Here is a 20,826-nt window from a genome sequence, read left to right on the forward strand (position 1 = left end):
AACCATGCCTTCGACAAAGTCGTCCTTCGTGAGGTTTGCCTATTGCCGCTCGGGGCGGAAGGTAATTAACGGTAACCTACGGACGGAATCCGCTCGGTTGCATCGAAAGCGGGCTATCCAGGATACGGCTAGCTCGATGGGACAAATGGCAGTAGGGAGATCCAATTCCCGGCGCCGATATACCGCGCAATGGCCTTGGGTCGGATCGGGAAGACATTGCGGGTTCTTTGAGGACCGCTGCCACAAGCGTGTCAATCCTCGGCCATCGGCGGATACAGCTTCACCAAGCAACAGTCCGACTGCGTAACTTACATACCGATACTGGCACCATCAAAAAGACTATGCGCATTCTAGCGCATAAGGGATGGCGCTATGGCAGCAAACGGCAAAACTCCTGGCAGGGAGCAGTGATATTCGGCGGCAAGCGACGCCTGCCAAATGCCGAATTTGCGATCCGCAAATGAGGCATTCCGCGACAGTAGGGTGTGGACGGTCGACACCGACGTCTCCTTCAGTGAAGCGACGGCGCAGCCTGGGTGGATGCCACGGCCGGTCGTCGCGGAAACTATTCGGTCAGGCCCGAGGTCTATTCTGGCCGGTGGGGCTCGTCGGCGCCGGCGAAGCCGACATTGACTGGATGTCGCCGTGGCGATCGGCTATCGTTTCAGCGATCGCGTCTCATCGGTCATCGGGTACCGGGCATTGGGCGTCGACTACAGCAACGACGACGGTTTCCTCGATGTCGCAGCAAGGTCCGATTCTGGGACTCGTTGTCCGGTTTTAGTGGCACAAGGAGTCTGATGGATTTTGACTTCGCCCTTAGCTTGCAGCCACTCTGCCCGGAGACGTAGCATGCAGCCAGAACAGTTGCCCATAAAAGGGCGAGGAGCCAATATGTGCAGCTGCGGCATTCAAAACTCGAGGCACTCATGAATTACAAGCTACGGCTCGGGTTCTTGCCAGTTATCGTCGTGCTCTTGCTAGCGCTCTTGCAGGGAACTTCGCTAGCTCAACAGCCCTCCCCAGACCTTCCGCCCGAAAAGGCAAAGCAGTTCCTCGAGCTTTTGTCCGATCCGCAACTAAAGGCGTGGCTCGAGGGAAAGATTCCAGCGGCCACGGACGAGCCCGGCCTGTCCATTTCCGAGGACATCTTGAGCTTGGAGGCGGGTATTCGTGCCCGTATCGGTGCGCTCGGCGCCGCGATCCCGCGCCTGCCGGAAGAACTGTCGCGCGCCGCCAAAATTGTCTCGCGTGACGTGAACTCCGGCAGGCCAGGGCTGGTCATGGGCATCCTGGCGGTCTTGATCGCGGTCGGTTTCGGAGCCGAGTGGGCGGTGCGACGAGCGCTCGCCAGGACGAGGAGCGCGGTTGCTCAGGAAGACGCCGGACAAGCGATCCTCTTCGAGACTGTCGCCCTGCTGACTTTTGCGCTCGCCAGCGCCGGTTCGTTCTTGGCACTCGGATGGCCACCCCTGCTCCGCAGGATCATTCTGACCCTGCTTCTTGCGTTCATAGCGTTCCGTATCGTTCGCGCGGCAGCCCGATTGCTGTTTGCGTTCGGCGGTGCGACGAGCGCTCCCTCGGACAGGCCGACTCCGCTTTTCGAAAGCGAAGCTTCGACCCGTTTCTGGCGGTGGCGAGTCAGCCTTGTGGCCGGGTTCCTGTTGTTCGGCTGGGCGATTGCCAGCCTCATGCCTGGCCTGGGCTTCTCTCCCGAGGCTGCAGAGCTCGCCGCCTTCCTGTTCGGGCTTGGCATTCTGGCAACCGCAATCGACGTTGTCTGGCATCGGCCCGACGTGCGAGGTTCTCTGGTCAAGCAATCGTTTCTTACCTTGTTCCTGATCGTGCTCTGGGGGGCTTGGGTCGCCGGCCTGCTCGGCGTCCTGTGGCTTGGGATTTTCGCCCTGGTGCTGCCGACAGCCTTGCGCGGGGTCGGCGCCGCGGCACAGGCCTTCGCCGGCAGGTCGAAGCGCAGCGGCGCGATGGGCGTCGTATTCAACGTGCTCATTGTCAGGGGCGCCAGGGCGGCGGTCATTGCCGCGGCGGTGGCGTGGCTCGCCTATATCTGGCGGATCAGGGCCGCGAGCCTCGCCGGCAGCGAAACCGGCGGCTTCCTGATAACCGGGCTGCTCAACGGCATCATCATTTTGCTCATCGCCGACCTGCTCTGGCAACTGTCGAAGGCCTTGATCGAATATCGGATGAACCTCGCGCCGGCGGATGCGAGCAGCGCCGACCAGCTGGCCCGCAGCGGCCGGCTGCGCACGCTGTTGCCGATATTCCGCAACGCCCTTGCCTTGTTCATAGCGGCGGTCACCGTGCTAACGATCCTCGCCGGGCTCGGCGTGAAGATACTCCCGCTGATTGCGGGTGCCGGAATTTTCGGCGTCGCCATCGGCTTCGGCTCGCAGACCCTGGTCAAAGATGTGCTGAGCGGCGTCTTCTACATGATGGACGACGCCTTCCGGGTCGGTGAATACATCCAGAGCGGCAGCTACAAAGGCACGGTCGAATCCTTCAGCATGCGTTCGGTGCGTCTGCGGCATCATCGCGGCCCCGTCTACACCGTCCCATTCGGTGAGCTCGGGGCGGTCCAGAACATGAGCAGGGATTGGGTGCTCGACAAGATGATGATCAACGTTACCTACGATTCCGACGTGGATCTGGCGCGCAAGCTCATCAAGAAAATCGGCCAGGAACTGGCAGCCGATCCTGAATTTGCGACCGACACGATCGAACCGCTCAAGATGCAGGGCATCGACAGTTTCGGGGACTATGCGATCGTTCTGAGGATGAAGTTGATGACGAAGCCCGGGACCCAATTCGGCATCAAGCGGCGCGCACTCATGATGATCAAGGCGGCATTCGCGGAAAACGGTATCAAGATCGCGGTTCCCACCGTTCACGTCGAGGGTGGCGGGGAGACTGCGGCCGCTGCTCATCAGGCAAACCAAACCCTGAAAAAGAGCAAGGCCCCCTTGGAGGCGGTGAGGGACACGCCATAGAGCTGCGCGGTCCTGTCCACGTCATCCGAACTCGGCCTGACCTCTCTGAGAAAGGCATCGATGTTAACCGTGTACGTGGCTCAGATTTCAGGACGTGGGATTGTCGCCTCGACGCGGCGAACGAAGACGAGGCTAGAGTGCGGCTGGCAGACAGGACAATTCGGCGGGACCGATTGTGTTTTCAAAACCAAGATCGCCCCTTTGGAACGGCGTCTCGCAGCTTGCCCCCGATCTATCGGAGCCCTTCAAGAGCAAAGGTATTGCCGATCTCGAGGACGGCACCCTTGTCATTCGGGCAAAGTTCACGGCGAAACCGGGCAAGCAATTCGCGATCTGCCGGGCGGCACTGAAAGCGGTTCACAACGCATTCCGAGAGAACGGAATTCGGGCCGTGCCAAAGCCGACCAAAGGGCAATGGCTATCGCGTGATGGTCGTTCGCCGGATGTCGGCTATCTCTCAGGACGGCCGCAATGGGTCAAACCGGACATCATGCCGTCGTCGATGGCGTCGAGGACTGAACGGTCCGCAGTGCGCTGGCCAGCATTAGCCCGTAGGTTACAGTTATTTACGTTCCCTGACGTGAGCCGATCGGCCAAGGTCACTCACAGCGCGTAATATCGCCTCGCCCCGCAAGAGGATAGCAGCCTCTGAGCAATCGAAATGGGGGCGCCCATAGCCAGAAACAATCCTGCACACAAGGGGAATATCAATGCGAAAATTCATGACACTCATCGCGGCAACGTCAGTAGCACTTTCGTCTGCGATGGCAGCCTACGCACAAGATCAAAACCCCCTTCCCAAGGCCAGCGATGTGCTTGTCCGATACGGGGACGACATCGAGGGCTGGACGGTCTATGCCAATCAAACCCGCGGAGATTGCTTGATCGTGCGCCAAGATGGGCCAAGTGCGGTGCAAATGGGCGTTACCGCAAATCAGGAGGTCGGGTATCTTGGCGTGTTCACCAAGGAGGACATCGGCCTTCAGAACGGGAAGACGTCAGATATCTTCGTCTCTATCGACGGCCAACTCTTTAAGGGTGTCGCCACTAGCACGAGCGGCGAACTCAAGGGCGGATATTCTGGTGGCTACATATTGACAGACGATCCGAAATTCAAGCGCGCCGTGGCGAAGAGATATAAAATGACCGTGTTTCCGGAAACCAAGGGGGCCTTTGTCGTCGATCTGAAGGGGACTTACAAGGCAATGGCAATGGGCCGCAAGTGCCTCACGCAGTGACCCCCGCTGTGACCACTCATTTGCCTTCATGGGTCCGGAACGCGAGGTTGGCGTTTAAAACACAGAATTGAATTGGCAATTCTGTTCCACCCGATGCCTAATTGGGCACCGGGCGCGGGTGTATTTCTTGGGTGGCGCGGAGCACCATGGTCCGCCGATCTGCGGGCAGAAGAAAGGTGCAATTCCAACGCCGTCTTGAGCGTCGCAGGGTGGAAGGCCGTCGTCGGCCTCGTCGATCAGAACCGGCAGGAAGCGCCAAAAGCTGCCGTAGCGCCAGCGCGCAGGCGACCCTCGCCACGCACCCGGCAACTGGACGACGGCATAAGGGTAGATGGCACTAGCCGTCAGGTTTTCGGAGGAAATCGACTATTCGAGACGCGGCTTCCTCCGGCTGCTCCAAGGGTAGGAGATGCGCCGCCCCGGGGACATTGACGAGCGTCCCCTTGCCTTGTTCATAGCGGCGGTCACCGTGCTAACGATCCTCGCCGGGCTCGGCGTGAAGATACTCCCGCTGATTGCGGGTGCCGGAATTTTCGGCGTCGCCATCGGCTTCGGCTCGCAGACCCTGGTCAAAGATGTGCTGAGCGGCGTCTTCTACATGATGGACGACGCCTTCCGGGTCGGTGAATACATCCAGAGCGGCAGCTACAAAGGCACGGTCGAATCCTTCAGCATGCGTTCGGTGCGTCTGCGGCATCATCGCGGCCCCGTCTACACCGTCCCATTCGGTGAGCTCGGGGCGGTCCAGAACATGAGCAGGGATTGGGTGCTCGACAAGATGATGATCAACGTTACCTACGATTCCGACGTGGATCTGGCGCGCAAGCTCATCAAGAAAATCGGCCAGGAACTGGCAGCCGATCCTGAATTTGCGACCGACACGATCGAACCGCTCAAGATGCAGGGCATCGACAGTTTCGGGGACTATGCGATCGTTCTGAGGATGAAGTTGATGACGAAGCCCGGGACCCAATTCGGCATCAAGCGGCGCGCACTCATGATGATCAAGGCGGCATTCGCGGAAAACGGTATCAAGATCGCGGTTCCCACCGTTCACGTCGAGGGTGGCGGGGAGACTGCGGCGGCTGCTCATCAGGCAACCCAAACCCTGAAAAAGAGCAAGGCCCCCTTGGAGGCGGTGAGGGACACGCCATAGAGCTGCGCGGTCTGTCCACGTCATCCGAACTCGGCCTGACCTTTCTGAGAAAGGCATGAAGCGGGGCGAGCATCCACCCACGGGTCAGAGCCTTCCTGCGGATCGGATCGCTGCTCGGATTTCATTGTACCCATGGGGTCGCTCTACGCCCGCTACATGAACATTGAATCAAAGCGGTCAATGCTCCAGAACGCTGCGATCGCCCCGATGACATAGGCTCAGGCGACAACCGCCTGCCGCGGCAATTCATAAACGCGCTGGACTAGATGGATGGCGACCAGCACGACGGCAATAAATATCAGCTGGCCAAGTTCGACGCCGACGTTGAATGAGAAGAGCGCCAGCGGGACCATGGGATCCGCGCCCCATGGCCAACCGTATCCACTTGTCACGGGACGAGTTCGATCTCGCCCGGCTTCCAGGTCTTGTCGAACCATGGCTGCAGCGGACCATAGAGGCGAAGAAGAACGTTCCAGCCCTTGCCGGGAACTGTCTGGATCCAGTTGGCCTCATGGCCTTCCGGCGCCGTCGGGCCGAACCAGACATCGACCGAGGAGTCCGCGTTGATCACAATGTCTTTCTTGTCGCTGCCGATGCTAGGGAATTGCTGGTCCGTCTGCAGCATGGAACGCGTCTGATTGTCATACAAGACGAACGACCAGAAATTCTTTGCCGGAATGTTTGGCGGCAGATGCACCTTATAGGTCTTGCCGCCATCGAACGGCTTGCCGTCCTTGTCGGTCGTGGCGCCTGCATACTGCGAACCGATGCCGACGCGCTTTATCGCCATGGCCGGCGTGATGCCCGTCGCATAGTAGTGGAACAGGACACGGGCATCCAGATAGCGCACGCCGGGCTGCAGAAGAAACTCGTAGCTGCCGCCGACAAAACCGGTGAACCAGGCACTGTCCGGGTAGTAGTAGGCATCCTTCATGCGGGTCTTGAAGGTGATGGTGCGCGCCGTCGCGTTGCCGACGGCTACGGCTTCGGTGAGGATCTTTTTCATCCGCTCGTCCGGCGCGAAGGGTTTGCCTTTTACGATGCCGATGGCGGCGAGTTGTCCCAACACTTCCGGGTGATAGGACTCCTCCGGCTCGTATTGGACGATGTCGTTCACTTCCTCGTAGAAATGAAAATCATTGGCATGGATGGTGTTGAACTCCTTGCCGGAAGAATTGATGATCTTCATCGGCGGCGGGTTGTCAGCTTCCGAAAGAGGATAAACCTTGGCGAATTTCCTGGTGTTTTCGACAGCAGTGGCGGTACTGCCGTTCTCGAGGAAGCCGCGCCAGAAGAACAGGTTTCCGTAGGTTGACGTCTTAAACACGAAATAGCCTTCGGGTATCTCGCCTTGGTAACCCGGCGGCAAAAGCAGGTATTTTCCGCCCTTTCCCTTGTCCGGTCCGGCATTGCCGACATCGCCGACATATTGGAACCAATGGTTGTCGATCATGCCCAGGATATTGGGCGGTGTCTCGATGACCAGCGGGCCAGCCTTGGTGTCCAGCCACATGAGATTGTAGATGCTTTCGGTGTTGGCCGTCAGGAACAGCGAATGCGAGTCGGCCAGGTTTTCGAACACCAGGATGGTCTGGTTGTTGTCGGCTCCCTGGCTGGCAAATCCAACCCGCATAGCTTCGACGGATGCACCAGGCATGGCGTTGAGAAAAGCATCGACGCCGCGCATGAAATCGAGATTGTCGTAGATCTTCTCCGAAGTGGCGTCATCCGGGAAGCCATCGAAAAAATTCAGTTTGCCAATCCTGGTGTCCACACTTTCCGGCGTGACGATGGAATCCGGTATCGGCGTCGTCATTTTCATCTTCGGCGCTTCGGCGGAAGCGGTGCTCATGCCGATCAGTACCGCCGCGGCGGTGGCGCAAAGCAGTCTCGTCGTGCGTGCAGCGGTCGCAGTAGAGCCGGCCAATTTCAGGTAGTGTTTCATGGCTTTTCATCCTTCACAGCGGTTCAGGCCGCGGGGCGGCCGGTCTTCTCATTTTTTCGGGAACAGAAGCGTCCGGTCCATCAACCGACGGATCGGGAACCGACGCGCTGCGCTGAAAATGCTTTTCTTGCCTTTTGGCCGATACTCGCTGGCATTGCGCCACGTTATTCAAAGCAACTTAGGCTCGGCATTCGTGCCGTGCTAGCCGCAGTATGTAAATTACGTGGACCAACCCGTAATTGACGAAAAAACGAGGCGCGGGCGGTCGAAAACCTCAACACGCGAGGGTACGGTGATCCGGGCGGATGCCTCTGCAGTAAGGAAGTTCAATCCCCTGCGCGGAAAGACTGTCGTGCCCAAGTCCACCGGATCGCGGACGGCATACCGGTGGGCCTCGTTCCCAAGGCCAGCGCTGGAGCACGCGTTTGCCTTGGATGGTCGGGCGATTTCCTAACTATGCGACTGCCTGGGCCCTGCTGGCTCAAATCACCATCGACGAAGTCCGATTCACGCTTTCCGGCTGCCTCCGCCTCGTCGTCGGCGGTCGGTCGTGCCCTGGCCATCGCCCGGCACGCGGTGGAGTTAGATCCCCGCAAATGTGTGCGCTCTGCACGCCGAAATGTCCGCTCTATCAGCAAAGAATTCAGGGCGAGAGCCGTCGCGACAACTGGCGGCGAGAGCCTCCAGGGCCAGGCAAGATGTTCGGCGGGACGCGGGATGACGTCAACCTTCGCGGAGATCACAGCGTCGGTCACGGATGACAATGTCGCAAGATTAACAAGGTCGCCTGGCGCGAAAGCTGCTCTCGAAGCCAAGCCATCATTTGAACCAAAGCCGTGTTTGAGCCTTCTTGTCTTGGCAGGCGGCGCACGATCCGCCTGCCCCAACACCAGCCAAGCAAAATCCGGCGTTTCCTTTAGCCAGCCGGATTGTACCAGATCGGCGAGGTGTACGCGCGCTCCTGCATCTCCATCGTCGCTTCCGGCGGCATTTTTACGCCGAAATATTTGGCGTCGTAGGCCGTCCAGCGCGGCGTCGGGATTTCCAGCACGCGGCCGTAATAGAACGCCCGCTGGGCCGGATCGAACTCGGGATCAACCCAGACGGCGACCAGTTCCGGCGCGCCTATCGTGTTGGTCCAGGTGGCGTCGGCGACATCGACAGTGCTCCCGACCGAAGGCATCTTGCCGTCAGCGCCCGGCTTGCGGTCGCCCGACCACGCAACATCATAGACCTTTTCCTGCACTTCGCCCGCAGCATCGAGCCATCCCTTGACGATCTGGTAGCGATCGAGGTTTGCGCCGATCGGATCCTTCAGCGCTGCAACCAGGAAGGTCGGCGCCTTGCCTTCCGGCGCGGCTGTGAGATCGCCGCCCATCGGCACGCCCTTGGTATAGCCGGCCAGCGCCGGACTACGGGTATCGGCATCCGCGGCGACGAAATCGAAGCCGCCAAACAGGCGAACCAGCATCCGCGATCCGGTCGTGGCATAAGTCTCCCGGCGTGCCATCGCGTCGAAGATCGCCTCGCGGGTGTTCTCGGTCGCCCAGACCGCCGCGTAGCCGGAAGCGGTCTGCTCCCAGCCCATAATGGTCGCCTTCTCGGTCTTGACGAACGGGTGTGTGGCGCGGCCCGGCCCCGGCTCGCTGCTGGATGTCTTGCCGAAAAAATTGTCCTCCTCGACAGCGGCAAGCCCGGTATGCGCGTCGGTCGAGCCGACCATGCCGAACTTGTAGGGGTTCACCCCGAGTTCCTGCTCCAGCTTGAGCCCGTTCTTCAGGGCCGAGCGCGCATATTCGAACTCCAGCATATCGGGCGTCTTTACGACGGTCAGGTCGAGATTGCCCTTGTCCCAGCGCTCGAAGTTGGCGAATTCGTCATTTGGCGACAGGAAGGGGTGCGTTTCGCCGTCGCCCTTGATCTGTGTCGCCTCGTAGAGACGCTCCCACTTGGCGCGCGTCTCCGCATATTCGCGGTCTATTGGCTTGTCGACGCCCGGCTCGATCATCGGGAACATGCGGCCATTGGAAAGGTTGCCATTATGGGCGATGGCGAGCACGTCGCCGCCGGTTTTCTCCTCATAGGCCGCCATCCACTTCCATAGGTCGCGCGGATTGTCGCTGCCCGGTGCGAGCACGGTGAAAGGCACGATCTGGCGGGCGAGATCGCCATTGTCGCGGAAAATGACGTTGCGATGCAGGTTGTTGCCGCTCGTGTTGGAGGTCCACTCGTAGCCAATGACCGCCGTGAAGCGGCCTGGATCGTTCGCCTCCTCCGCCGCGTCGATAGTCTCCTGCCATGCCGAGCGATAGGGGGCGGAGTCGGGCGAATAAAGCAGCGGCCCGGTGAGCTCCCCTGCACCGAAAGCAGTGATGAGCTCGATCGCGGCAGCGGCGCCCTGGCCGGACTGGATCATGTCGTACCACCGTCGTCCCTTGGGGTCCGCCACGATATCAGGCTTGCCGGCCAACAGGTCGTTGAAGAAGCCCATATTGTCGGAATGGTCGGTGACGACCAGGAAATCGAGCGGCCGCGACAGTTTCACCAATTGCCCGGAGGATGCCATCACCTCCTCACCTTTGCCGAAGCGATAGGCATCGCGCGGTCCAAGGCGCGCACCGAAGGCGCCGGCATCGAAGGAGAAGGATGTGTGGGTGTGGGTGTCGCCGAACAGCGGCCTCGTCGGGAAGTTGCGCCCGGCCCAGGGAGAATAGGGCCGTTTGGCCGGATAGAGCTGGTCGGCGGTTCCCTTGTCCAAGGAACCGGAATCCAGCAGGGTATCCTGCGCCGCAGCGGGCAGCGCGCCTGTCAGGCTTGCTGTTCCAAGAGCGGCGACCGAAACAAACTGCAAAAGTCCGAACGTTCTCATCATAGTCCTCCTCCAACTGTGGTGCATGCCCAAGCCAATCATCCCCTGGAAAACTGGTCATCGGAGACCACCGGACCGCGTGAACACGGCCTTGGAACTCGCGCCTTCATCAGCGCTTGAAAGGTACATAGCGATCGCGAAATGCGATGCTTCGTCCAGGCCAACGCCCGCATTCAGGATTTCACGCAGCCGGGGGACGAAACGAACCACTTTCCAATCGGACAGGTCATTTGCGACATTCCCGGCAAGCTCGGGGTGATGCGCGAGCAGCCGACCGTAAGCTTCGATGATCGCGGATCGCAGTTCGACTGCCCCGCCCGTCCCCTGCACCGACAATGCTCTCACGATTTCGAGCAGCTCTGCATGACTTCGGCCCGGCTCGACGAAGTATTCTTCCGCAAGCTGCGTCACCCCGTCCGCGCCCGTCATTTCAATAAGCGCAGTGGCATAGGCACCGAGGCTGATCGTCAGCCCATACTCCGCCGCGGTCTTCAGTTTTCCGCGAACGAAGGCGATGTCGTCCGGGCGGTCCGACATGCCCAGCATGAGGATGTAGAGCCCACGCCATTCGACATGAAACAAGTCGTTGACGATTCGATAGATGTCGTCACGCGCAACGCTTGTCTTGAGATCGCGCAGCGTTGCGTAAGGCGCGCGCGCGACCTCGAGGAAGGCCAGTTCGGCGAGCCTGCGATCTTCGTGCCGGAGGTAAGTGGCGAAGAACACCGCGCGTTCGGCCAGCGTCTTCGAGCTCTTGTCCCACTGAGCCACCTGGCGCATTACACTTTGATACTCGCGCCCCGCCATGCCAAGCGCCCTCCAGGCCCCGCCGGGACCGTTCTGGACAAGAATAACCTGGAGAGCCGGATGCAGCTGGAGGGCGCGCGCCGTCGTCGAATCGAGGAACAGAGGGATGGCGCTGCCGTCGTAACGTCCCTTGAATGTTTCCAGCACTGCGTAGGAGAAAGGCCTTGTCGGATTCTCGCGCGCGAAGACCGCCGTGCCGCTCCCGACGACCTGGTCGGCATTCGTCACCTTGGGATAGGGCATACAGAGCACACAGGCATGTGCCGGCGTCGCGGTCAGTAGGAACGCCGCGGCAATCATGCACATCAGCGATGCCAGTGCTGCGCTTGTCAGCCCGGTTCGCCGATCCCTGCGCGAGGTGTTCATATGCCGCCCTTCCCGACAATCTCAAAAGGTCGCCACACGTTCGATCACCCAGAACATTGCAATCGTGCCGATAGCGTATGGCGGCACGAGATCCAGCCAGGCCGGCAGCGATCGCCTGCGGACCCGGATCAGTGCGACCAGCGCAAGTACGGCTCCGACAATAAGAAGCTGTCCGACTTCCACTCCGAGGTTGAAGAACAGTAGCGCAACGGGAATCTGTCCCGCCGGCAGTCCAATCTCGCTAAGGGCGCCGGCAAAACCGAAGCCATGGAGAAGCCCGAATGCAAATGCTACCAGCCAGGGTGCTCGAGCGGCTAAACTTCTGCGCCCCTGCCGTACGTGGACGATCTCGACTGCGACGAACGCGATCGACAACGCAATCACCGCCTCGACCGGCGGCGAGGGTACGTTAACAAAGCCGAGCGTCGCCAGCGCCAGCGTGATGCTGTGCGCAACGGTAAAGGCGGTGACCGTCTTGACGAGCCGCCACGAGCCCTCGGTGATGATGAGCAGGGCAAGCACGAAAAGCAGATGATCGAAGCCTGACAGGATGTGCTCGACGCCAAGTTTGAAATAAGTGGCGGCCGTAAACCAGCGGCTTGGAGTTGCAGGGATCATCGCTTCCGGGTCGCCGGGCGTCAGCCGCTCGATCCACACGTCGCCGCTGGCGAACTCGATGCGCACGAGCGCATCGGTCATCGTGTTTTGCAGGCCGTCAATCGATACTACCTGGCCTTCCAACGGCTCGACCGCGCGCATCTGCCAGGTCTGCACCATTGCGTCGCCGGTCGGGCGCGAGACGACCGGCGTGAGGTTCTCGACCTTGCCCGAGAATGCTGCCGACAGCGCCAGACGCGCGTCACCCTGCATCGGTGTCTTGAACAGCACGCTGAACGCGTTCGGCGCTTCTTCCTGAACGCTGAGGTAGGCTGGGCGCACCTCGTGCGCCGAGGCAACCTCCGAGAACAGCATGGCGATGGCCGCTGTCAGCACGACCAGCCGAACGCACTCCGTCGCGGCGCGGGCACCTCGGACGAGTGCAGACCATTTGGCCAGCGGGTTCATTGAGTGGCCACTTTCGGTGCGGGCTCGGGCCCCAATACCGCTTTCGTGGTGTCGTCCAGCTCGACGCCATACTTGTTGCGCAGCGCGATCAGATAATCGCGGCTGAACCCGGTCTGCTTCGCAGAGCGCCACTCAGAAAGGACCGCATCCCTGACCGTCTCGAAGGGCTTCAGCGCCGTCGCCGTATGCTGCGTGACGAGCACCAGATGAAAGCCATAGCCGGATTTCATCGGTCCCTGCCATCCGCCGGCTTCGAGTGCAAACACGGCGCGCGCAAAATCGGCACCGAACATTCCGGACAGCGCCAACTCGTCGGTATCGGCGAAGCTGTCGCCGAACAGCAGCCGGTCGCCCGCGGTCGAACCGTCCTCTGTATTCGCTGACAGCACACCCAGCGCGGCGGCCGCGTCCGCCGCGGCATCCTTGCGATGCTTCGGGTTGAAGTAGACCTGTCGGAACGAGAGTTTTCCAGGCGTCTCGAAGTGTGCAGGGTTGGCGGCATGGAACTGCCGCAATTCCGCTTCGGTCGGCTCGGCAAGCTTGGCCGTGTCCTCGACAAGGAATTTCAGCTTTTGCGCCAGGCGGCGGCGGATGATGGTGTCGTCCTTATCGAGGCCCATCTCCCGCGCCTCGCGCGCCATCACTTTCTCATTCAGCAGATCGTCGACAAGACCCTTGAGCTCATCGGCGGTTGGCTCACGCAGCCATTGGCTCGACCAAGTCTGCTCGAGCCAGCGCACATCGCCTTCACCGATCCGGATCGGCTCGGCGGCTGTGGCTTCGATGCGCCTGTCGTTCAGCCAGGAATAGCCGCCAAACAGGATCGCACCGACGACAGCAAAATGCAGCAGAGGCTCCCTGAGCAATATCATACGCTTTCCTGCGCCCCCGCTGTCGCATCCATGGTTCGGTCCAAGACGACAGCATCTCGCATCAGAGCCATTCGAATGTGATACTTCGAAGACTACTTCTTTCGCTCCTGCATGGATGGTAGGCCCCAAAGATCCGGGGCGGAATGTAATTTACGTGGGCAAGCACGTAACAGGGCAACAACAAAGCCGCTGCTGAGCGTGTGAGGAGTCGTGCCAAAATTACGGTGAGCATCGATTGCGAGCCGGTTACGTCGCACGACGATGCTCTCGCTCCGGCGAATTCATCAAAACATCCGGCACCAAAGGGACCGTGGAGAAGATTTCGATACGATCAGTGACACTGTGCACTTCGAGCGGTTCGTAGCACAGTTTTGCCGAGCCACTTAGGGCCGGAGACGAACCTCGAAATTACTCCGCGCAGGCCAACCGAGGGGCTATTTCTTGCAATCTTTTGTGGCGGAGCCAACGCATTTCTTGCCACCACCCGATTTCTGGCTGGTTTGGGAACCCGTCAAGGCGCCGATGTGATTGCCCAAATTTTCTCTGCTGTTTTGATCGACGGCTGCAACGGGTGCGGCAATCACCAACCCTGCCGCGCTGCCCGCCGCTGCCGCCACACCGGTCGTTGCGTGAATGATCGTGTCGCCGAGGCCTATCCTGTTGTCGGTCAACGTCTGGCCGCCGGCCATACGCGCCCCAATCAGTTGCACGACCTGCGGTGACGAGGCGAACTTGCCGTGATGCAAAGGATCTCCGGATTTGACTTTCGTCAGATCGATGACGGTTATGTTGTTGCTGGCGAGATCTTCCTTGTATGGAGCTTGTTCCGGATCAATCGATCCGAGCCGGGGGATATCGCCCCAGACCCGTCGCGAAACTTTGAGCGCGCGATCGTCCTGCGAGACAAAGAGGGTGAACTGCGGGTGCTGTTTGCCCATGTCGGCAATCTGTGTGCGAAACACATCGACGTCGACGTCTGGCGCTGCCAGCATGACGTTCTTGAACTTTTTCGGAAGGCCGCCATTGCGGATGGCCATCTGGCGCAAGCCTTCCAGCGCAAGCCAGTTGCCCATCGAATGGGCGAGGATCGAAACTTCCTTTATCTGGGGATCGCGTGCAAGGTATTGGAACAGCAGTTCAAGCGCATTTCGCGTGTAGTTGGTGCTTTCACGATCGTAGCCATACGCCAGCGCACTGCCTCGGGAGGGCCAGGTGACCAGGATCGGGACGCTCTGCGTGTCCGTGTCCTTTGCGATCTGCGCAAAGCGATAGACCGCGTCTTCAAAGCGATTGTTGAATCCGTGAATAAAGACGAGGGCACTGTGATCCGGGCTCTTCCTGACAGAGGCGCTAAGCCACGCCTTCGCTGTCTCGAGCGTCAATTCCTGGGCCTGCACGACGGCGAAATCGGTCGCCGGGTTTGACGGCAGCTTCTTGGGCCATGCGACCTCTCCAACCTTGCGGACCGATGCCGGAGGGATCGACACCGTAATCTCCGCGAACGAGGGAGCCAGTCCGCGCTCGCCCGTAAACATTTGTGCCGGATTGGAGGAACGACTGCGTGTCGTTGTGACCAGCATCTCCACCTTGCTGGAGGAAGGCGAGGTATCGGCCACGGGCAGCAGCACATTCGTCGGACGGGACGCGCACCCCAACAGCAGGCCAGCCAACGCCGACGCCAACAAGACGTCGCTGATACGCCTGACTTTGGACAGGCTCACGAAACAGTTTCCCAAACTCTTCTCCCGTTTCGAAGTCATCCCAGGCTCAGATCCGATCAGAACCGAAATCTGGCGCCAATGATTGGACCCTGCATTGCTATGTCAAACACAAATCGGTCGTCGTCGTAGTCTACGGCAAGGTAGCGATAGCCCGCTTCCAGCGTGACCCAATCACTGTACCGGTATTGAAGCGTGCCCTGCACTTGCCAATCGATGTCGGCGCCAAGGCCGAAGCCACCGACATCCGCCTCGCCATGGAGCACGAAACCGTTGCCGAGAGCAACATCGCCGGCCACGCCAATAATGGGGTCGACCCAAGTCTTGCTGCCGCTGGCCTCTCTTACGGCGAGAGGGCCAGTAACGGTCAGATCCGCATCGAGGTACCAAAGCCGTCCGCCGGCCAGAACGTCCAAGGTCGCGGTGGCATTGTCGACGACCCGATAGGAGCCGCCGAAGGTCCACACCACCGTATTCATGTTCGCTTCGGCCGAAAAAAGAGCCAATGGGCCGGGCGACGTGCCATCGGCCTCGAGTCCCAGGTATATGAAGTCGGTGAACAGTGCGTAGCGGCCATTGCGCGCCTCGCCGGCAAGCATGACCGGCGGAGGAGACCAATCGATGTGGTCGAAAATCTGGCCGAAATCGACGTCGATGTCTACCGGCGACAGGCCCCTGACGCCGACCCTGCCCTTCATTCCAGCCATCCAGAAATAGGGTTCTGCGGTGAAGGTCCAGGCCGGCACGGCTTCAGCAGGCACGGGCGGGGCTTCAGGAAGTTGCGTCGCAGCGTCCGCAGCGATCGCCGGCACCGCAAACAGCGCTGCCGAAGCCAACACGAGAGTTCGAAAGATTCCCATATCGAAGTCCCCACTAGTTCCGTCCTTTACTTCATGTCCGACGCGATCGTCTTGCCCGCAGTGACAACATATCTCTATTCGCGCCGCTCAGCTAATGGATATCGGTTTCCGATCGTCTTTCATGTCGACAGGGGTTCATTTATTGCTGTCACGGACGGACAGTGCCGGGCCTACTTCGGGAACAGCAGGCTGATTCCCGTGCGGAAACCGAAGCTGTCGGGGCTTACCGCCCAACACCGCACGCAGGTCGATTGCCATTCCAAGCCAGCCTCGGCTCAGTTCTGGCGTGGCGGCCAAGGAATGACGTGCGGTTTCCGGGCGGCATCCGCGCGCAGCACGGCTCCGACCTCCCCAACCAACCGATCAACCAGTTCCTGCCATTCGGCTCGTCTGGACTCGCGGGATGCCGGCGGGACCTTGTCGATCCTTGAGAGTGCGAGTTCCGCTTCAGCAAGTTCCTCGCACATATCCTGAAAGCCCTCACTTCGGTCCACCAGCCGATGGATCGACAACTCAAATTGCGGGAACCGACGCACCGCCGCCGAGACCGCTCTTTTTTTATCAGCCGGTTCGTCGTCCATCCTCATGACGCAGATTCGTGTTTCCCTGGACCACCGTAACCTATCGCATGGAGGCGGCTGCGGAATGTAAGTTACGTGGGCAACAGGGTAATTTCTGAACATCCCGTAGCGAGTTCGATCGGCGCCAAGCCCTATAAAATCGCAAATTCAAATTGCGCTGCCGGCGAGGCCGCCCAACTCTTTGATCCGTCGTCATCCGCCGGCGCATTGCGAGAACCGTCGCCGTCGTCCCAGCGTTATCTGTTCAGACTACTGGGAGTATTGCAAGAACAGGCTCGCGGTTATAAATTACGCAGCGAGGGTAGCCGGCGAAAAATGAAATATAACTGGGAGTGGTCACCCCCAGAACGTCAGGTGAGGGAACCAAGGTGATCCGGGCCGAACCAGCCATAGGGAGGGAGCATGGGCTCGCCCCAGAGGATTGTCGTGCCCAGCTTGCCCGGATACTCAACAGCGCGGACTTCGATGCAACCGGTCGCGAGCGCCGCTTCCTCAGCCATGTGGTGGAGGAGACGCTGGCGGGTCGCGGTGATCGGATCAAGGCCTATTCGATCGCAGTCGAAGTGTTCGGCCGTGACATGTCCTTCGACCCGCAGACGGATCCGATTGTCCGCATCGAGGCTGGCCACCTCCGGCGCGGGCTCGAACGATACTACCTGACTGCCGGACACGACGATCCTATTCTCATCACGATCCCGAAAGGCGGTTACGTTCCAACGTTCTCGGTGCGATCGCCCCTCGAGACCATTGAGCCGGCCTTGCCGGTCAACCGAGCAGAAAAAGTCCCGCCCCCTGCTCGATGGATGAAGGCATCATGGCTGACGGTGGCTCTTGCGGCAATCATCGCGGCACTGGCTGTTCTGGCATTGGGATTGGCGAGGAGCGACGTTCGCCCGACTTCGCCTGAGATCCCGCGACTGCTGGTCGAGACGTTTGACGACCTTTCAGGAACGGAAGCCTCCAAGGCCATCGCGAGTGGATTGAGGCAGGAAGTCGTCAGCCAGCTTTCCAAATTCAAGGATATCGTGGTCGTGGAGTCGGCCGCAAAGGGGGAGGATCCATCGATCTCGCCGGCACGATTTGTCCTGGCCGGAAGCGTGAACCTGTCGACCGATGCCTTCCGGCTTCGGGTCCGGCTGCTCAACCGGGCGGACAACTCGGTTCTGTGGGCAGAAAGTTATGATGGCGGGCTGAAAGTGGCGCAGCTTGTGGAAGTCCAGACGGACATCGCGCGTAATGTGTCATCGAGCCTGGCCCAGGCATATGGCGTCATCTTCCAGGCAGACGCCAATCTCCACGTCGTCAATCCGCCCGACGATTGGGCCGCCTACTCTTGCACGCTTTCTTTTTACGCATATCGGGTCGGTGTCGATGCAGAAAGCCGGTCATCGGTACGCGCGTGCCTTGAGAAGGCGGTGGACCGCTTTCCGACCTACGCCACCGCTTGGGGTCTTCTCTCGCTGATCTACATAGATGACTACCGATTCGAGTTTTCAGCCAACCCCGCTGAGTCCGCCGCTGCGCTCGATCGCGCCTTGGCGGCGGCAAGGCGATCTGTGGGGCTTGATCCTGTCAACATCCGGGGACGCCAGGCGGAAATGGTTGCGCTCTATTTCCACAAGGAGATCGATGCCGCATTGAAAGTGGGCAAGCAGACTTTGACAATCAACCCGAACGACACCGAGTTTATGGGCGAATATGGAGAGCGCCTGGCGGTTTCTGGAAATTGGCATGACGGATGCCAGTTGATAGCGGAGGCGCGTCAGAAGAACCCAGGGCCAGGCTACTATGACGTGGATCTGGCCCTTTGCTCGTATTTCAGCGGGGATTATCCTCAGGCAGCTATGTGGATCAACAAATCGCCATTTCCGTCGAATCCGATCTATCATTTGCTTGCCGCTGCCGTTTTCGGTGAGGGAGGCTACAAAATCGCGGCTGATCGCGAGGCCGCATGGCTGAACCAAAATCAACCTGATTTGGTGAAGAACATGCGCCAGGTGGTTTCGGCGCGGTTGGCCCGTCCGCAAGATGTCGAGTTGTTCCTCGGCTCGCTAAGGAAAGCGGGCCTTGGCGTCGCAGACGACTAAGAGGTCAGCGGCGCCCGCCCCTCACCTGCCCTGCGTCGAAGCCGGCATCAAAAACAACGAGATCTGGATGGACGGAAGTGTTCGTTCGAATGATGCTATTGCGTTGTCTTGAGCGCAGATTTTGCTCAGCCAGCACAGCGCCTCCTCTTAAGCCCGCTGGTCTTGGCCCGGCGGCCTGCTGACAGTCCCCCAGTAGAGCTGCCGGGCCACTCGAACTTGCTCAATGGAAGGCGCGGACTTCCAGGATTAGAACCAACAAGCACACCAGAGGCATCATCTTTGGCGAGTTGCTGCATCATTGAGCACTTGCCAATGAAGAACGCAAAAAAGCCCCGCCGCTCCATTTGCGAAGCGGCGGGGCCCCCCACTCGCCCCCCATCAATGCCCATGCAATTGCGGTGCCAGACATGTTGACCCATTGCGGCGCACCTTTGATGCCACGACCGCCTGTCGCAGTTGCGAGGGCTGTATCGAGCCGGTCGATGGAGTATCGACTTTTTTGCCGCAAAAGCCTTCCCGCCGGAACGCTTGCTCGTCTGGATGGTTGGTTGGGATGCAGGAGATGCAGGCGTGGCCAAGAAGCTGTCAATCGCGCAAACGTTGCGACGAACCTCCGACCAACTGAAGAGGATCCGCAAACACGTCGCCAATGCCGGTCATGTGGACCAGATGCAAGAGGTCGACGCCTTGGTAGGCCTCGCCAAAGAAGTGGCCGACCGGCAGCTGGCCGGGTTTGAAGGCCCGGCAGATGAAAACGATGGCTCTGTGCAAGACGATGACGATGCAAAGGACTGAGCGTTGTCGACCGGCTCGTGACATTCCGCGATAACGGAATTACTTGATTTGCCAAAATCGGTACTATCCAACGGCGGCGGACCCCCAATCCGCCTGGCCGGCGCCGTCGAGCGTTCTTACCCCACGCCCCCCAAGCGGCGCCGGCCGCTCGGCTGCGCACCCTCGTGTCCGGCCCCGAGGGCATGCTTTTGGGCAACATGCATTGGACCAGGAGACGCGCGGGTTTGACGGGTTTTTTCTGCAACTTGCGGCGATCTGTTCACGCGCCACGCAATCGGCAGATTCCCATCGCTCTCGGCGGCCTTTAATATCCGATCTGCGATATCGCAGCGGATAATGGGATCGTCTGTTAGATGATCCATTGAATTCTGTGGATTCTGTTTGAAAAACATCTCCGCCCCCGCGCTTGGCGCTGAGAATGCTCAACGGATACCGCTTTGAACAGTCGTCAAATGACGACCACAGACGGATTTATACGCCATCCCACGACGCACGTTGGCGTAATTGCGTGGAGGCGAGATGCGGATCCTGCCGGTGGTCGGTGCAACAGAAGCTTGCAGCCGGGAACAACCACTCGACGGTTCGCGTTTGTGCAAAGGCCCGCTTCTTTTGCACGGGCAGCGAGCCTCGAAGGTTCGCAATGCCGCACCGGCGTTTCAATCGCACCCGCCTCAGCCCTCACGATCTGGCTATTTGTGAACGCGTGTACGATCAGGTTTGCGCAGATGAACACATCGACCCTTTGAGCCGGGATGCCGAAGCCTTGGCGGTGATGATTGTCGCAATCTTCCGAAACATTACGACTAGTGAGCGCGAACTGCTGGAGGAGGTCAGGTCGCTTCGTCGTTCAAAGGGCGCAGAACAGGCGCGCTAGCTTGGCGGCTTTCCCTGACGAATCGTTCCAGTCCCGCTTTGGCACAGCCGGATTGGCATCGTAATTGCCTTTTGAGTCTCGCCAGAGTGTAGCCACAGCGCTTGCGAAGGAGATGGAAATGGGTTTGGCCGAAGACCTGTCTGATGTTGCCCTCACATTCGCTTGTCCGGATTGCTCGCATCCGGCGGTAAGGAAGGGCTCTGCGCTGAAAACGATCGCCCACTTCAGATGCGACGGGTGCAACGCCAAGGTGCGGATCACTTATCCGCAGAAACTGGCGATCTTCGAAAAGCACAAGCTATTGACTGCGCACGGGGCATGGCAATAACTCAACGCAGTTAAGAGCCAGGTTCGACTTCCACGTGATTCCAAAGGGTTTTGGCGAATTGATGAATTGATTTGGACGATGACGGGGATCCCCGATCGCCCGGAAACAACTTGGCCGAGCATGGCTGCGCTGTGAAACGGATTTGACGGACGCGAATGCCATGGTTGAACCGCAGCTGCCATCGCCTGCAAGGCGGATCAGGTAAACTTGCGAGACCCTCCGATCGTATTCAACCCCAGGTGGTTTGATTTGATCGCAAC

At 59.8% G+C, this 20,826-nt stretch carries 17 protein-coding genes and 2 pseudogenes; 10 read left to right on the forward strand and 9 right to left on the reverse strand.

Translation table 11 applies throughout. The annotated features are described in order from the left end of the window. Positions 1–518 precede the first annotated feature (518 nt). The 5 genes and pseudogenes from AC0L2C_RS21115 to AC0L2C_RS21135 form a co-directional block, all read left to right on the forward strand. Positions 519–784 (forward strand): annotated as a pseudogene (locus AC0L2C_RS21115) (hypothetical protein); the annotation flags it as partial. A 145-nt stretch (positions 785–929) separates the two neighbouring features. Further along, the gene (locus AC0L2C_RS21120) at positions 930–3,005 is read left to right on the forward strand and encodes a mechanosensitive ion channel domain-containing protein (protein ID WP_473524331.1); all 2,076 of its coding nucleotides are present in this window, start codon (positions 930–932) and stop codon (positions 3,003–3,005) included. 175 nt (positions 3,006–3,180) lie between these two features. Beyond that, on the forward strand, positions 3,181–3,621 hold the full coding sequence (locus tag AC0L2C_RS21125) for a hypothetical protein (RefSeq protein WP_287290416.1): 441 nt from the start codon (positions 3,181–3,183) through the stop codon (positions 3,619–3,621). Positions 3,622–3,715: 94 nt separating this feature from the next. Continuing rightward, positions 3,716–4,243 carry a hypothetical protein gene (locus tag AC0L2C_RS21130; RefSeq protein ID WP_353836000.1) on the forward strand — a complete coding sequence of 176 codons (528 nt, stop codon included), beginning with the start codon at positions 3,716–3,718 and terminating at the stop codon, positions 4,241–4,243. A gap of 442 nt (positions 4,244–4,685) precedes the next feature. Then, positions 4,686–5,399 (forward strand): annotated as a pseudogene (locus AC0L2C_RS21135) (mechanosensitive ion channel family protein); the annotation flags it as partial. Between the two features lie 218 nt (positions 5,400–5,617). Here the strand turns inward: AC0L2C_RS21135 and AC0L2C_RS21140 are convergent. The 6 genes from AC0L2C_RS21140 to AC0L2C_RS21165 all read right to left on the reverse strand — a co-directional run bounded on the left by AC0L2C_RS21140 (position 5,618) and on the right by AC0L2C_RS21165 (position 13,323). Next, the gene (locus AC0L2C_RS21140) at positions 5,618–5,752 is read right to left on the reverse strand and encodes a HupE/UreJ family protein (protein WP_473524332.1); all 135 of its coding nucleotides are present in this window, start codon (positions 5,750–5,752) and stop codon (positions 5,618–5,620) included. Positions 5,753–5,787: 35 nt separating this feature from the next. Then, positions 5,788–7,344 (reverse strand): DUF1254 domain-containing protein, encoded by a 1,557-nt coding sequence (locus AC0L2C_RS21145; protein WP_023801817.1) that lies wholly within the window; start codon positions 7,342–7,344, stop codon positions 5,788–5,790. 916 nt (positions 7,345–8,260) lie between these two features. Further along, the gene (locus tag AC0L2C_RS21150) at positions 8,261–10,216 is read right to left on the reverse strand and encodes a DUF3604 domain-containing protein (RefSeq protein WP_473524333.1); all 1,956 of its coding nucleotides are present in this window, start codon (positions 10,214–10,216) and stop codon (positions 8,261–8,263) included. A 54-nt stretch (positions 10,217–10,270) separates the two neighbouring features. Next, on the reverse strand, positions 10,271–11,386 hold the full coding sequence (locus AC0L2C_RS21155) for a hypothetical protein (RefSeq protein ID WP_473524334.1): 1,116 nt from the start codon (positions 11,384–11,386) through the stop codon (positions 10,271–10,273). 21 nt (positions 11,387–11,407) lie between these two features. After that, positions 11,408–12,451 (reverse strand): HupE/UreJ family protein, encoded by a 1,044-nt coding sequence (locus AC0L2C_RS21160; protein WP_473524335.1) that lies wholly within the window; start codon positions 12,449–12,451, stop codon positions 11,408–11,410. Then, positions 12,448–13,323: a peptidyl-prolyl cis-trans isomerase gene (locus AC0L2C_RS21165; RefSeq protein WP_473524336.1), complete on the reverse strand. Its 876-nt coding sequence runs from the start codon at positions 13,321–13,323 to the stop codon at positions 12,448–12,450. Before AC0L2C_RS21165 ends, AC0L2C_RS21160 begins: the two co-directional genes overlap by 4 nt. Positions 13,324–13,558: 235 nt before the next feature. Between AC0L2C_RS21165 and AC0L2C_RS21170 the strand changes: the two genes are divergently transcribed. After that, entirely contained in the window at positions 13,559–13,687 is a 129-nt protein-coding gene (locus AC0L2C_RS21170; RefSeq protein ID WP_473524337.1) for a mechanosensitive ion channel domain-containing protein, read from the forward strand. A gap of 70 nt (positions 13,688–13,757) precedes the next feature. On the opposite strand, the gene AC0L2C_RS21175 is transcribed toward AC0L2C_RS21170, so the two are convergent. From AC0L2C_RS21175 to AC0L2C_RS21185, 3 genes are all read right to left on the reverse strand, one after another. Further along, entirely contained in the window at positions 13,758–15,038 is a 1,281-nt protein-coding gene (locus AC0L2C_RS21175; RefSeq protein WP_473524377.1) for an alpha/beta hydrolase, read from the reverse strand. 62 nt (positions 15,039–15,100) lie between these two features. Continuing rightward, on the reverse strand, positions 15,101–15,901 hold the full coding sequence (locus AC0L2C_RS21180) for a porin family protein (protein WP_473524338.1): 801 nt from the start codon (positions 15,899–15,901) through the stop codon (positions 15,101–15,103). A 275-nt stretch (positions 15,902–16,176) separates the two neighbouring features. Beyond that, the gene (locus AC0L2C_RS21185) at positions 16,177–16,488 is read right to left on the reverse strand and encodes a hypothetical protein (protein ID WP_473524339.1); all 312 of its coding nucleotides are present in this window, start codon (positions 16,486–16,488) and stop codon (positions 16,177–16,179) included. A gap of 362 nt (positions 16,489–16,850) precedes the next feature. Here AC0L2C_RS21185 and AC0L2C_RS21190 point away from each other — a divergent pair, with 362 nt between their 5' ends. From AC0L2C_RS21190 to AC0L2C_RS21205, 4 genes are all read left to right on the forward strand, one after another. Beyond that, complete coding sequence (locus tag AC0L2C_RS21190; protein ID WP_473524340.1) at positions 16,851–18,569, forward strand: hypothetical protein; 1,719 nt, start codon at positions 16,851–16,853, stop codon at positions 18,567–18,569. A gap of 570 nt (positions 18,570–19,139) precedes the next feature. Then, on the forward strand, positions 19,140–19,364 hold the full coding sequence (locus tag AC0L2C_RS21195; protein WP_473524341.1) for a hypothetical protein: 225 nt from the start codon (positions 19,140–19,142) through the stop codon (positions 19,362–19,364). A 640-nt stretch (positions 19,365–20,004) separates the two neighbouring features. Then, a complete protein-coding gene (locus AC0L2C_RS21200; RefSeq protein WP_023801823.1) occupies positions 20,005–20,238 on the forward strand; it encodes a hypothetical protein in 234 nt (77 codons plus the stop codon). Between the two features lie 118 nt (positions 20,239–20,356). Further along, the gene (locus tag AC0L2C_RS21205; protein ID WP_023801824.1) at positions 20,357–20,566 is read left to right on the forward strand and encodes a hypothetical protein; all 210 of its coding nucleotides are present in this window, start codon (positions 20,357–20,359) and stop codon (positions 20,564–20,566) included. The last annotated feature ends 260 nt before the right edge of the window (positions 20,567–20,826 follow it).

The organism is Mesorhizobium sp. WSM4845 (assembly GCF_055811455.1).

Bases quoted from the DNA above. Each gene is read 5' to 3' on its own strand.
- AC0L2C_RS21120 (WP_473524331.1), top strand. From the start codon at position 930: ATGAATTACAAGCTACGGCTCGGGTTCTTGCCAGTTATCGTCGTGCTC.
- AC0L2C_RS21185 (WP_473524339.1), bottom strand. From the start codon at position 16,488: ATGAGGATGGACGACGAACCGGCTGATAAAAAAAGAGCGGTCTCGGCG.
- AC0L2C_RS21205 (WP_023801824.1), top strand. From the start codon at position 20,357: ATGGGTTTGGCCGAAGACCTGTCTGATGTTGCCCTCACATTCGCTTGT.
- AC0L2C_RS21150 (WP_473524333.1), bottom strand. From the start codon at position 10,216: ATGATGAGAACGTTCGGACTTTTGCAGTTTGTTTCGGTCGCCGCTCTT.
- AC0L2C_RS21155 (WP_473524334.1), bottom strand. From the start codon at position 11,386: ATGAACACCTCGCGCAGGGATCGGCGAACCGGGCTGACAAGCGCAGCA.
- AC0L2C_RS21165 (WP_473524336.1), bottom strand. From the start codon at position 13,323: ATGATATTGCTCAGGGAGCCTCTGCTGCATTTTGCTGTCGTCGGTGCG.
- AC0L2C_RS21200 (WP_023801823.1), top strand. From the start codon at position 20,005: ATGCCGCACCGGCGTTTCAATCGCACCCGCCTCAGCCCTCACGATCTG.
- AC0L2C_RS21140 (WP_473524332.1), bottom strand. From the start codon at position 5,752: ATGGTCCCGCTGGCGCTCTTCTCATTCAACGTCGGCGTCGAACTTGGC.
- AC0L2C_RS21130 (WP_353836000.1), top strand. From the start codon at position 3,716: ATGCGAAAATTCATGACACTCATCGCGGCAACGTCAGTAGCACTTTCG.
- AC0L2C_RS21160 (WP_473524335.1), bottom strand. From the start codon at position 12,451: ATGAACCCGCTGGCCAAATGGTCTGCACTCGTCCGAGGTGCCCGCGCC.
- AC0L2C_RS21180 (WP_473524338.1), bottom strand. From the start codon at position 15,901: ATGGGAATCTTTCGAACTCTCGTGTTGGCTTCGGCAGCGCTGTTTGCG.
- AC0L2C_RS21145 (WP_023801817.1), bottom strand. From the start codon at position 7,344: ATGAAACACTACCTGAAATTGGCCGGCTCTACTGCGACCGCTGCACGC.